Source organism: Sessilibacter corallicola (genome assembly GCF_021290925.1).
Lineage (GTDB): Bacteria > Pseudomonadota > Gammaproteobacteria > Pseudomonadales > Cellvibrionaceae > Sessilibacter > Sessilibacter corallicola.
Genome location: NZ_JAJSLX010000001.1, coordinates 1 through 14,284 on the forward strand (window position 1 = coordinate 1; position 14,284 = coordinate 14,284).

Here is a 14,284-nt window from a genome sequence, read left to right on the forward strand (position 1 = left end):
TAAATCGACACTGTCATTTGCACCACCGCCTGCTACCGAATTAACATCAGCGAATTCAATGCTGGCAACCGTGACTTCATTCGCGTCTGTTTGAACAAAGCTGTCATCACCCGCCGTGCCAGTCAGCACATCGGTGTTGGTGGCGTTATTAACGTTGGCGTATTGAATACCGTTACTGGTGAAATCTGACGCAGCATTAATCGCTGCATCATCATTATTTAAATCGACGCTGTCATTCCCGCCATTACCTTCCACTGAACTCACATCGGCGAATTCAATGCTTGCAACCGTTACTTCATTCGCGTCTGTTTGAACAAAGCTGTCATCACCCGCCGTGCCAGTCAGCACATCGGTGTTGGTGGCGTTATTAACGTTGGCGTATTGAATACCGTTACTGGTGAAATCTGACGCAGCATTAATCGCTGCATCATCATTATTTAAATCGACGCTGTCATTCCCGCCATTACCTTCCACTGAACTCACATCGGCGAATTCAATGCTTGCAACCGTTACTTCATTCGCGTCTGTTTGAACAAAGCTGTCATCACCAGCCGTGCCAGTCAGCACATCGGTGTTGGTGGCGTTATTAACGTTGATGTATTGAATGCTGTTACTGGTGAAATCTGACGCAGCATTAATCGTTGCGTCGTCATTATTTAAATCGACGCTGTCATTCCCACCATTACCTTCCACCGAATTGACGCCGGAGAATAACGTTCCATTAAAGGTTACTTGGTTTGTGCCAGACTGGGAGAAACTGTCACTCGATGAAGAAGCAGTAAGAGTATCAGTGTTAGTTACTGTTTCCACATTAACAAAGGTTATATTTTCTAAATTAATACCTTCGCCATTGGCATCAAGAGAATCAGAGCTATCAGAGAGATCTACATTCAATAAAGTATTGCTTAAGCTTAGAATGTCCCCACTTAGACTTACCGAATCAGCCGAATCTCCGGTCGTGATATTAACAACATCGTTCATCTGGCTAGTAAATGAAGAAGCTACGGTAACATCCGCCGAAACATCGTCTGAACCACCGACATTTCCATCAATACCTACACCAGCGTTAATATCTATTAAATCCGCGTCAAAAACAGCATCAGCTTGAAAATCGATAACAGCCGTTGAGTCTCCTTCCAGGGTAAAGCGAATAGTATCGTTGGTATCAGCAACGCCCGAATTATCAACGCCAGTGGAACCTGTTCGAGATTGAATTCTAGAATTCCTAACCGTAATACTGGTTCGGGAATTGATGGCAATTAATCCCCCAAACCCGGCATCATCTCCGCCGCCAAAGCCACTGCCGCCGAGAGACGAAATATTATTCATGGCAACCAACATTGAATCGCCACCAATGGTTACAGAAGAGTTTTCGGAAGTGATGGTGATATCACCGCCATTACTTCCTACCTCTCCCATTGCGGCAGCGTCTAGGCCATCTGCAATAATATTCCCTTGAATATCAACCGCTCCTGACGCTACCAACGAAACACTTCCACCACGGGAGTTTATTGTCACGCCATCAGCTATAGAAATACTTCCTCCGGATGCAGATAGAGCTCGAAGAAAAATAGATAGGGATCCTATATCTGAGCCATTCGCAGAAATATTTGCGTTGATATTTATATCTCTATCGGCAGTTAGTGTGAGACTAGCATCTGACTCTGGATCAACTGTAATTGCCGCAGCCACGGTAATATCACCATTGCCAGCCGCAGTACTGTTTGTCGTAATCGAGACATTCGTTCCGCCGTCTACCGTATCCTGAATATCACTTACGCTGATAGTAGCACTGTCATTCGAGCCATTATCGCCCGAATCCCAATTACCATCACCCGGAGACAAATTTCCAGAACCAGATGTAGGATCATTTGAAATCGTAATATCAGTCGGATCAATCAACCACTCACCAGCGTTACCATTTTCAGCACTTGCCGAAACACTTCCTTGAAGCTCAACAAATTCTTTACCTGAAGTTTCTACAAAGCCACCGTCACCCGACTCTGAACCTCCTTCGGCCTTAATGTCACCATAAAATCTCGTTGTATCATCTGACCAAACAATAACTCGGCCGCCATCTCCATTTTCAATGGCACTGGCGTCAATACTTACATCACCTCCAATGTAAGTTACATCAGCATTGCGGATTTCTGGATTTTGCCCCTGAAAATCACCACCTATGAGAATTTCACCACCACCAGAGCTTCCAGACGCATCAATTTGAGCATCTCCAAACAAGCCAACAGCGTCACCTAAAATGCGAATTTCACCACCAGAGGCTTCGACTGAGCTCACATCAATGACGCCTTCAATAATGGCTCTATCACCTTCAACATGAATGGAACCGCCATCACCTGAGACCGATGCTGCATTTAATTGGCCGGAATTAATGACATCACTACCGATTCCAGTAAGCCGAATCGTTCCGCCATTGTTTTCGATAGATCCTGCCTTAATAACACCAGAATTATTAACTGCACTGGAAAATAAATCAGAAGAAACACGACCATCTAATACGACCGAACCAGCTTCAATCTGACCACTATTTAAAACGGCAGCATCAACGCCAAGTTCGTTCGTCAATACTTCTTCATTAATTTTAAGCCCGATAACACCACCTTCATCGAAGGTTAAAATAGCGTCGTTAGCTGCCGACAAATTTACTAAACCCGCACTAACTAAAGTCCCGGTGTTTTGTACACTTTCACCAAGCAGAACAATACCGTTAGAAGCATTAATAACACCGCTAGTGATTACATAACCGTCTCCGTTTGAATCCGCTTCAAATTGTAAGTCACCATTTAAAAAAGCATCTGTATTGACTGCGAGTCCACTTACAACCAAGCCACCAACATTTACCGTAGAAGAGCCAGTAAATACCACGCCTGAAGAGTTAACCAAAACAACGTAGCCATTGGCCTCAATATTTCCAGATATTGTGCTAACTTGGTTATTTAAAACATTATTAACGGCTACTGACTGAGAATTTGGCTGTACGAATACAACACTCTCATTGGAATTAACATCAAAACTTGCCCAGTCGATAACAAGTGAATTTGTATTTTGATTAATTTGAGTCGTATTAATACTTTGATCAATACTACCTTGACCACTGACAATATTCCCACCGGTTGGTCCGGCCATAGCAACAGGAACAATAGCATTCGCCAAAAAAACCCCAGCCGCAATTTTCGAGGGAAAACGTTTTCGCCAAAACCAATTATTGATACGAAAAGTAAACAAACCTTTCGTGGAATTATTGGTATTCACTTGAGTAGAAGTGTTATTTAACGAATCCATGTGAGCCATCAATATTTTCTCTGATTTTCCAATGATAAGAGTTTGTTATAAATTGAGTAACGAAACGCTCATCAACGTATAATTTTAAATAGAAACTGCGTTATAAAAACAAGCAAACAATTATTTGCGCTATTTTTAAAAGAAATAAGTAAAGTCAGCGAACACCTTAAGATTACGAGGTGAATCCAATAGCGACTCATCAGATTCACGTTGACCGATAGGCTTAGCAATACTAAGTTGTGTGCTAAACTGGTCAGCGTAATTAAACTTAATTAAGAACCCAGCCGAGGATAGGCCAACAAAGTTATTTTTATCACCATCTTCAAAAGTATTTTGAATGCCTGCCGCGGCGTCATAAAAAATTGCGGTTTGAAGGAAGTCAGTTAACCTACCGCCGCCAGGAAAGTCGAAATCAATCGAACTAGGGAGATTCCAATACCACTCAGCACCTAAATAAAAGGCAGAATCTGCAGAGAAGTCTCTAACGGTGTAACCTCTGACCCCTTGAGCGCCACCTAAAACTTGTTGTTCATAAGACGGCAAACTGAAATCAGAATATTGCCAACTGGTTTTAAGTAATAACCGGCTGGATATTTCTGTGTAGGGAATAGGCACAAATATAAATGATGTTGAATTACCTTCTAGTTTAAAATACTCACTGCCTCTACCTGATTCAATATCACTAATTAACTTACCGTACTGAAAGTTAATATCAAACGCATTCAACGCACGTATTTTTGAACTCAACCGATCACCAACTAAACCGAAGTTAAATCCCACAGCATGGTCATCTTGCAAAAATGAATCGTCCACTGCATCCAGCTCAGTTAATTTGTCGGTGATAGTGAATCGACCAAGCAAATTCTTTGAACGACTTCGAATAAACTTATGATCTAAACCTGCAGAGATAATCCTATTTGACCCCTCAATATTGAGAAATGAAAGCGCAGGATCATCTTCATCAACAACATTAAACTCAGTTTGATCAATCGCAAGCCTAGCTCTTGTCCGAACGTCAATTACAGGGAAATCATAGGACAATTGGAATAATTCGGATTCTTCAGGCTCGAAAGATTTCATGAGAGCGACATTTAAATGATCTCCGAAACCCAAAGGATTGTATAAGTCGGTAATCGCAAAAAGGCGGTTTTCACCGGTAAATGTTGAACCGTAATTGTCACTTCTCAATGCATATCGTGAACTCGCTTCTCGACGCACATCGATATGCAACGTTGTTTCTCCTACTTCTTCCCCACTAGAAAAAGAACCATAAACTTCTAAACCAGGGTAATCATTTAATAAATAAATACCCTCTTCTATTCGAGCTTGATTTACGATCTTGCCATTATCTTTAACAAAAGGACTGGCAAGCAATGCATGAGAATATCGTTTGCCCCCTTCTGTTTGAACATCCCCTTGAACACCCTCAAGAACAGCTAACTTAACAATACCGTCGTTAACATCTTGGGCTGGCACATAAACTTGAGCCAGAAATAATCCATGAGATCGATAATAACGCTGTAAGCGACGGGCAATTTCATTCAATCCAGTAATACTGATGCCTCGTCTGGATCGTTGCTGGAACAGCAAATCCACTAAACCTTCGAGATTCTTTCCTCTTAAATTACCAGGTTTAGACAGTGCTTCTATTGATGCCAGATAGCTACCTAATCCGTCCAGTTCTTCAGCAGTAAAACCGTGCTCGCCACGCTCTTCTTCCTTCATTAACTCCGTACGCCACTGCTCAACTTGTTCGCGCACATCTTCTTCCGTAATTCCCAATTCCGGAAAAACTGGCAAGGACTCGAAATCAATCGATTTAACATTAATTCGAAGTTCTTCATCCCGTTCACGAACACTGGATATATTAGTGTCGTTTTTCGGAGCGGAACTTTCTGCAGTGCGATTACGGTATTCAGCCTCTAAATCTCGGTCGTTAATTATATGTAATCGACCATCGTTAGAAGAACCAAAACTTGGGCCGAAATCAGTTTGGGCCAATGAATACTGAGGAAGGCAAACTGTAGCTGCACTCAGCAATACCGAAGAAATTTTTTTTAATTGCATGAAAAATCCTTTTCTTACACTTTTCATGATTAATTTACTAAACGTACGACTCGGAAACCGGTCAGCGAATCCACAGTCCCTTTATAATCTTTAACTGTGTCAACCGTGCACCGAGACATAGGATCCTTGATGCTTCCGCCCACAATTTTATAATCTGATCCCGATTTAACGATCTCTTGGGCATTTCCGGAATAATTCACAAGGCCGTAGTCGTTTCCGGTTCCCGTATCTACAGTAACTAAACTTTCACCTTTAACGATTCCGTTAAATCGCAAATAACAATTACGGTTAGGATCTTCAACCTCATCTCTACCACGAGCAGCGGCTTGCCACTCTTCAATAGATGGAAGTCGGTATTGAAATCCGGTAATTTGTGACAACCAGTTAATGTAGGAGGCAATTAGATCTAGGTTCAGACCAGTGACTGGCAACGCATTTTCATCAACATTACACTTACCCGTAGAATTACAGAAATAAGAAAAATCCTTATTGCTGACTTCATAACGAGAAACAGCAAGCTTCACATCGATGTCATTTGCAGAAGGAACAACCACCATTAATGGAGGACGACCGTTGGCAGAACTTGGATCTCGGCAAGGTCGGCCAGACCCAGTTCTCACATGTCCACAGTAGTCGATGACAATCTTATTTAAATCATTTGCGTAAGCAGGAAAAACAATACTTGAAGCAGTTAATATTCTATTAGCTTTAATTGGGTTTCTCTTTGCTACTTGCTGGACACAAAAAGAAGAACGGTTAACCAAAGTTTCTTCAACGGACGAAACTTCCTTTGGGTATTTGCTACGAAAAGCATTTAACGTTGACGCGGGCACACCAGCTACATCTAAGTCTTGATGGCACTCAAATTCCTTAAACAAATTTGTTCTATCGACCGTTAACTGACGCTGATATTCCCTTGCAGCAGCTTCACGCTGAATCCTCTCCTCTCGCCGTTTTATCGCGAGCAAACGCTGCTCCTCGGCTTGTTGACGAGAGAAACCTTCATTTGATATACGTTGCTCAACAATTGCTTTTTGACCAACGACCGAATCTATATTCGTGTTGGAAATCGACCAATATCGAGATTCTGCAATGTAGACCCCGGCTAGGTCGACACTTTCAGATGCTATAATTAGATCAGCATCCGATAAATCTCCAACCTTAAGTTTTTCCTCGGCTAAAGATAAAAATTTATCAGAAGCAGCGCTACGGTAACTTTCAATTAATAAAGGGTCATGATTATTAAATGCTGCGTATTCTGCAAACAGAAGCTCCGATTCTTCTTTCCAATCATCACGCAAAATACTTCTATCAAGTTCTTGCTGTGTAAATCGCCGTTCTAATTGCTGTTGAATACTTTCAAACTTTTGTTTCTCAACAGCAGCTTGTTCTCTAATTCTGGCAGATTCAACTAATTCAGCTTCTCTTTTTTGAACTTGATAATAAACTCCACCGCCAAGCAAACCAATGACTGTAGCAGCAGCAAAATAAACCAGAGGATTAGTGCGTTTTTTAAAAAACTGAGCAACAAACTCATCGACTGTTGCGGTTCTTTCTGCACGACGAATTTTTAATGCTTTTTCCAGCGCTTGCCACTGATCTCGTGTTAAGAATTTAATGCGCTGAGGTACAGGAAGATTTTTCTTGTTTGCAGGCTTTCTATCGTAGGGGTGGCGGCCTGTGAGCATCTCATAAGCGACACACGCTAGCGCGTATACATCGTCACTCGGGTCTGGAGCTTGGCGCTCAAACATCTCGTAGCTAGCGTATGCCGGGGTTAAAGCTGACAGGGTTCCAGCGTCGTAAGTATCTTGAGTTCTATTTGTCGTAGTTACTTTTGAAGTATCATCGCCATCGAACTTGTCAGAAATTGGCTTAGTCGGTTCTGACGTTGAGCCAGCGCTTTCTGCCGCTACCCTAGCAATACCAAAATCAAGTACTTTCGCAAGGCCAGAATCAGAGACAAATATATTCCCAGGTTTAAAGTCCGAGTGAATAATTCCATGAGAATGTGCGTAAATCAAAGCACTGGAAATATCTTTGATAATCCCAATTGCTTGTTCATGCTCAAGACCAGTTCCCGATGTATCTCTTAGCAACTTATCCAATGGCGCACCTTGTAAGTACTCCATAGTCATAAATACTGTTTCACCGTCACGATCGAAATCGTATACCGTAACAATATTGGGGTGAGCCAGTGTTTGAGACTTTTGGGTTTCTCGTTGTAACGAGATAAATGCATCAGGGTGCTTTTTAAAATCGTCATTTAATAATTTAACGGCTACGTAAGGATTTAAATCATTAGCTTCAATTTTACGTCGATCAACTGCTCGCCAGACGGAACCCATACCGCCTTCGCCAAGCAAGTTTTTTAATTCAAAACGATTTCTAATGACACGCGAAGATTTTCCGCCAGATGTAGAATCTTTAGGCGTTGAACCTAACGGTTTACGCTCATACGTTTTTGGTGGCTGAGCCGATTCGGAAATAATGGTTTTATTTGAATCCGGCAATACATTACTGTTTTTATTAACGACAACAGTAGCGTCTGAATTCACAAGAGACGACTGATTTTTGGCAACAAAATTAGAATTCGATCTTGAAGGAGACCGTGAGCTAACTGCTTGATTTTCGATTTTCCTAGAAGGGGCAGTTTTATTTTTTTTTATCGGAGACGATGATTTTGAACTGGTAGAATGTACAACTTCAGAAGTTAAAACAACAGTATTATCATCGTCCTCATTAGCACTAACCCTTTTTTCCAAAACTGTAGTCTGGCTTTCAGACAAACTGATTTCCTCACCCACTTTTTTATCGTTTGAGGCAGTACTATCATTTTTGAGATTGTTTTTGGTGCCTTTTAACATCCCATTTCCCAGCTATAAAAATTAATTTAAATTATGCTTCCGTTCACATCAGAACAACCGATCAACAAACAATCTGTATCAATAAATGTTGGTACAATCCAAAATTTGTTTTAACTCTAAAATAGAAAACCCTGTAGACTTCTAATTTATTATTTCTTATAGAATTATCAGTGTCCGTTTTTTATAAAAATCCCACAAAGACTAAAGATAAGTAAAGAACCACTAATAGCTGCACTTAAATCCAATAACAGTTCAGCCCATAAAACCAAAAACACCTAAAAGTGCTCTAGCATCAGGTGCTTTGAGCCAGAAGAACAGATTCAATAAGCGACAACTAAAAACAACACAGACTACTAATCCTACCACGCTAAAGTCGATATGGAAAAGTTATTACTGATGGAAACAGTGAGGATCAAAAATCAAAGAAGGGAGTAATCTAAAAACAGTCGAAAGTGGTCTGAAAGAAGCTTGGCAAGCGGAATTTTATATCAAATGGATTGTTAGAAAAGTTTTGATATCAAATAAAGCAATATAAGAGTCTTTTAGCGTAAGCTTAATTACAGTAACCATCAGTGAAACAAAACACTAAACTTAGCACTTAACAATCAATTCAAAAGCACAACCAATACAAAAGTTTACTTCTAACCCAACTAAAGCACCCCATCTCCACCTGCAGCGAGATCAGCTCCTTGACGAAGTGCAAATGCCATTTGCTCACTGGGTGCATCCGGATTGATAAATGCCGCTGCAAGTGAAACTGAGCCAGCCACAGCATGAGCGTATAGATACTTGGGAGGCAAAATCTCAGGCTCACCTTCTTTCGCCATACTACCGGTGCACCAACTGGCAGCCATTGCGGCCCAACTTGACGGGGTTTTGGATTTAGTCACCTCAGCGAGCTTTTTACACCACAAACGATTTTCTTCAGTGGGCTTTAAAGCCCAAGCTTCAGCGGCAATAAGTGCATCTATGTTAGGTTGATCAGCATCAGGCTTTTGAGCTTGGCGCGAGGCCAGGCACGACCACCACACAGCTTCACGTTTTGGCAAGGCGTGAGCAAGCAGCTTAATAGCATCATAATAAAGACCAGCTTTCTCTAGAGCTTCGACATTAGCTTTAGTAGTTGCATCGGGGACAACGATCTCCGAGGCTTCATCACTAACCTCAAATTCCGCAAGCAACGGCGCCGCTGAAATTTCGTTAACTCTAGTCCATTCTGTCATATTAAAACAACTCTAAATCAATTGAGATCGTACAAATAAATTGGATAACATGCGCTAAAAAGATGCCAAATCAAGCGCCTGCACATTTTCATAAATCAAATATCAATCTATGTAAAGCACAACTTCGAACAACACAGCTTTTTCACTAGACCGTGTTAGTAATAGTTAATTGATAAGTGTGACCCCACCTTTCAAGGTTAGGGTTCCACCACCTTTTACTGTGGTCGAAGCACTGCCGTTAGCCTCGATTTGTATTCCTTTAATCGTAATCCCCGAAGGAGTCATCTCAATACTACTCCCGCCACAAACTAATTTTATAGATGTGTTCGAGGTTATTTTGATAGCACCCTTTACTGTCGTTGTTTGGGTGCCTTTTGATACTTTGAGTTCATGATTACCCGAATCAACTTTATAGGTTTGATTACCCTTGCTAACCGTGGTGGCTTCATTACCCTCAAGTATGGTGATAGTACGATTATTTTTTACTTCCAACGATTGATCATTTTCAATCTTAGTAGATTCATCATTGTGAATAAGGATATTTCGATCTTTACCGGCTTCTAAATAAATTTCTTCTTCACCGGGCTTATCATCAAACCGCAACTCATTGAAAGCACTATCTTCATAAATAGATTTCCAACCGCTTTGTGTTGCTGTGTAATTGGGACCAACATTTGTACCATTATACAAAGCGCCCGTAACGATAGGCCTATCAACATCACCGTCAATATAAGTCACAATGACTTCTTGACCGATACGAGGGACAAAATTAGCTCCCCAATTTTTGCCTGCATAAGACTGAGCAACTCGTACCCAACACGAATTTTGAGCAGAATTCCACGGAAAAATGACTTTAACCTGAGTGTATTCATCTTTTGAGGAAGCGGCAGCCGTAGCCCTTACTTCTTTGATAGTGGCTGTCTGCGGGTGATAAATCTTAACTTTGTGAGCCGGAGCCATCGGGCGTGGCATGACCTTTTCGGGAACACAAATAAATTCATTGGTGTAACTTGAGTCTGTTTTATTGGAATCTGTAACGGTGAGATTTACAGAAACGAGGAGATATTTACCATTTTCAGATTTTAGAGCACTGTGCTCAAAACCAAACTTTCCACCCGCAGAAAAGACAGAGCAATCACTGATCCCATTTGCTGTATCGAATACCTGCTCATTTGCTTCCAGTAGCTTAGCAAGCAGATCTTTATTGTAGGACTCGTCAAATTTATGCGTAGTTTCCTTGTCCTTTTGAAACTTGTACATTCCATGATGACGCATAACAAACTTATTTACGTCGTTTAGTTGAGAATCTGTTTTATCCGTTTGCTTGTTGTCGACCGCTGGGGCGTATTCGTTATAATCCGTAAATTCAACACCGCCAATATGATATTCTGTGTTTCTACGCCAAGTAACAACGCTATTTTGCATTGGATCTGAACCACCACCACTGTAGGGAATGGTTGCTGTCTCACAGTCGTAGAACCCACTAACTTCATCCACCAAAACCAGTTCATGGCCTGACTCTGAGTGTTTAAAATAAAACGCTATACCCTCTTCAGCCAACAATCGCATAATGAAGGCATAATCGGTTTCTTCATACTGGACACAATATTCTTTTGTTAAATACTTTCCAGACAGTTTTTTACTTAATTTAACAAAAGAAGAATATTCACCGAGAACTTCTTCTATGATTTTTACGGAATCTTTCTCGTGAAACACTCGATTGTTTGACGATAATGAAGTGAACCACAAACCAGGGACTAAGGTTAAACTGTAAGCACGTAAACCTGCAGGATCGACATCTGCCTTACTAAAACCATTTACATAAGCGTGAATAATCCGGTCTTTAGAGGCACCTTCGTAGTGTATTTTGAGAGATAGAGCCTTTCCGACTAAATCTTTTTGCTCAATCTCATGATTGTCAGAAAGGATGGAAACTGAGAACTGGAATAAATCAGAGATTCGCTCATTACCAGATAAATGGGTGACGATAAAAGCATCTGCACCTAGCGGGCTTTGCGCCTGTATTAAACGGCGATCCTGATTAAGCATATTATATCCCTACACAACGAATTGTACCTTTGCAGCTTACAAACACTAATCTTAAGTTTGAACTGCACAAGGAAGACCCTAAATACTATGACAATCAAAGAATTGAAGTGAACAGTTTTTTAGGAATTTCTCCAAAATATTGAGCTTTAAAAGTAAAAGCCACCAGATACTTGACGAAATTCACAAAAATTTGGGCACTATAAATTTAAATCTTAGAAGTTAAAACAATACAGCGACAATAACCAAATAAAAGTAAAACTATATCATCCAGATTAATTATCGAACTTGTTTAACGCAAAAGCGGCAGTTTTAACTGCCGCTTTTTCTCCAACTTTACCAAAAAACTTAAAGTGGAGTTGCAGTGGTAAGGTCGTAACCAACACGCATATTGGTAGTATTTTTGTGTGTTTTATCAGCGTGAGTCAAGTCAGCTTCGATACGAGAGAAAGCAAGAGAAACGCTCTCTTGTGGAGCACCGCCAGCTGCTGCAGTGATGGAGTAAGATGAGATAATAACATCTTGCATAGTGTAGGTAGCGTATTTCTCTACAGAGCTAGCGCCAGTTTGAACCACGTGAATCTCAACAACAACACCTTCATCACCGGTTACAGACTGCTTGAATAGACCGCCAGAAGCAGCGTCTAGGTTTTTGCTTACAGTAACCTCACTGATGCTTGGGCGAGTTGCTTCACGGTTAGCCATTGCACCAGGCTCCATGTTAATGCCACGACCTACACCGAAAGAAAAATGATCAACTTCAATCCAATCTTCGTAACCTTGAGCAGTTACATTACCTTTAGGAGAGTTAGAGTTAAAGTTCATGTAAATAGCCATGATAATTCCCTTACATTACGTTAGTTAGGTCTAACAACAGTGTTAGACGATAATAATAGAAACTGGTATTTCACTTTGAGTACTGACTCACAGTGAATATCAAAGCGATCAATATCGCGTTGTCGAGTTAAATTAAAACACCAGATTACGTAAAAAAAAACCGTGATTTTTAATTTTTAAATCCACTCTGACACTATTAAATTCAGCACCCACTCAATACAAACACCAACAAACGAAAGCATGTGATCGAGCCTAAGAGAATCAAAAATAGAGATTAAGAAGAGGATTAATAGAAAGGCAAAGCTCGAGCAGACTTTTTCCAATAAATTTTAATACGAAAGTTTAAAAAGACTATTTTTTAAGCAGCGCATATAAAAGTAAGCGTATTTACAAGAATCCAAACCACGTAATTAGTTAGATTTGAAAATACTTCTAATACCAAAAGGGATAAATTGACTCTGACCCCTTTTAACCGCCCCGAAAATTAGAAAGATGACACTATTCACACTTTTTAGGCCGACCTCGGCGTAAAGGCCGCACTCTCTGATTGGTAATTCGCTCGATTTGATCTTTGAACTGGTCACCACCTAATACTTGCCCAAGCTTTATGGTTTCTGCAATAAAGTCAAATAACCGCTTATCAAAACGATACTTAAACAATGCTCGGTAATTTTCCGCTCTCTCCGGACGAGATTCACCAAGCTCAATATACAACTTATGATCCACCACCAAGTGGCTCTCCATTTCATTGATATGATAATTAAAGCTTGACCATGGGTACTCTTCAGGAGAGTGCACCAAACCTGAAAACATCGGTTTAAGTTCCACGTATTGATAGCAACTTAATAGATAAGCATGAGAATCTATAAGGCTTGACTTGTATCTACCTCCCCAGATAGTTCCAGATCTCTTGTATCTGTGATTGACATACTGAACATATCGACGCCCCAATGATTGCATCATCGATGAAATACTCGACCCCAGATTAGGCGTAGCAATGATCTGGATCATACCGGGCAGAAGGCAGTACGCGTGAACCTGAACTTCATATTGATCCGCAGCAATTTTCAAACTTTGGAGATAAAACTCATAATCCTCCTCGTCGTAAAAACACGGGAGATTATTGTGCCCAATCTGAACGATGTGTTGAGGAATTCCGGGTACGTTAAGGCGCAATGGGCGAGGCATGATACTTTTTAATAATCCATTAATTTATTCTATTTTTGACTAGAGTTAGATAAAAATTCAACCCTACCCTCAAATCAAGCAAAGAAGCATGCTGATCAAAATTCAAACACAGCTCACACAAACAATTTTATAGTTAAAACAAATAAAAAAAAATTTTTAATAGGCATTGGTACTAACTACCAAACTTATACTGTCCAGGTGAACCAGTTACAATCTAAACAAATAATGACAAGTCGATTTTAATTTTCAGATCAAGCAACAGCATGATATTAATAAATCATGATCGGTAACGTTGCAATGAGTGGTTTTCACGAACACAAAAACTTAAACGATCATTCAAAAATTAATGTTTCAAGTGCGACTAATTTGTCATTACTCTCACTACCGATAACAAACATAAGAACAGTCGGATGAAAAAACCAAATGGAATTACAAGCACTATTTCAGCAATAGTTGACGTTAAACTTAATAAAATAAAATTCACAATCGAAGTATGCTATCAACCTCTCTGATTAAAGGTACTCACAAAGCTTTACGATAATTTATAATTATCAAACTCATGTTAACAGACAGATGATTTGCCAACAGGAAGGATTACCAAACAACTTCGTTAAATGAAATCATGTTAGATTTTAATTTATTAAGAAAGTAAGTAAACCAGTCTTCTATGGATAAGATTCGATCATTATGCCAATGCCGCACCTAAAATCAGCAAAGCACAGCTGCAAATATCCCAGATTTAATTTATTCCGATCA

At 40.3% G+C, this 14,284-nt stretch carries 7 protein-coding genes and 1 pseudogene; all 8 read right to left on the minus strand.

The window, feature by feature from the left end:
• The coding region (locus tag LU361_RS00005) for a beta strand repeat-containing protein (protein ID WP_233086259.1) at window positions 1-3,300 on the minus strand (3,300 nt) is incomplete at its 3' end.
• Between the two features lie 135 nt (window positions 3,301-3,435).
• Window positions 3,436-5,367, minus strand: coding sequence for a ShlB/FhaC/HecB family hemolysin secretion/activation protein (locus LU361_RS00010; RefSeq protein WP_233086260.1), 1,932 nt, complete (start codon window positions 5,365-5,367; stop codon window positions 3,436-3,438).
• A 29-nt stretch (window positions 5,368-5,396) separates the two neighbouring features.
• On the minus strand, window positions 5,397-7,925 hold the full coding sequence (locus tag LU361_RS00015; RefSeq protein WP_233086261.1) for a protein kinase domain-containing protein: 2,529 nt from the start codon (window positions 7,923-7,925) through the stop codon (window positions 5,397-5,399).
• A 959-nt stretch (window positions 7,926-8,884) separates the two neighbouring features.
• Complete coding sequence (locus tag LU361_RS00020) at window positions 8,885-9,457, minus strand: DUF6931 family protein (protein ID WP_233086262.1); 573 nt, start codon at window positions 9,455-9,457, stop codon at window positions 8,885-8,887.
• Between the two features lie 165 nt (window positions 9,458-9,622).
• A complete protein-coding gene (locus LU361_RS00025) occupies window positions 9,623-11,506 on the minus strand; it encodes a type VI secretion system Vgr family protein (RefSeq protein WP_233086263.1) in 1,884 nt (627 codons plus the stop codon).
• 345 nt (window positions 11,507-11,851) lie between these two features.
• Entirely contained in the window at window positions 11,852-12,340 is a 489-nt protein-coding gene (locus LU361_RS00030) for an Hcp family type VI secretion system effector (protein WP_233086264.1), read from the minus strand.
• 498 nt (window positions 12,341-12,838) lie between these two features.
• Window positions 12,839-13,168: a hypothetical protein gene (locus LU361_RS20260; protein ID WP_233088210.1), complete on the minus strand. Its 330-nt coding sequence runs from the start codon at window positions 13,166-13,168 to the stop codon at window positions 12,839-12,841.
• A 6-nt stretch (window positions 13,169-13,174) separates the two neighbouring features.
• Window positions 13,175-13,528: pseudogene (locus tag LU361_RS20265) on the minus strand (transposase); the annotation flags it as partial.
• Window positions 13,529-14,284 lie beyond the last annotated feature (756 nt).

What these genes read in the sequence shown, in the direction of transcription:
- LU361_RS00010 (WP_233086260.1), bottom strand. Translation starts at nt 5,367, where the DNA reads ATGCAATTAAAAAAAATTTCTTCGGTATTGCTGAGTGCAGCTACAGTT.
- LU361_RS00020 (WP_233086262.1), bottom strand. Translation starts at nt 9,457, where the DNA reads ATGACAGAATGGACTAGAGTTAACGAAATTTCAGCGGCGCCGTTGCTT.
- LU361_RS00025 (WP_233086263.1), bottom strand. Translation starts at nt 11,506, where the DNA reads ATGCTTAATCAGGATCGCCGTTTAATACAGGCGCAAAGCCCGCTAGGT.
- LU361_RS00030 (WP_233086264.1), bottom strand. Translation starts at nt 12,340, where the DNA reads ATGGCTATTTACATGAACTTTAACTCTAACTCTCCTAAAGGTAATGTA.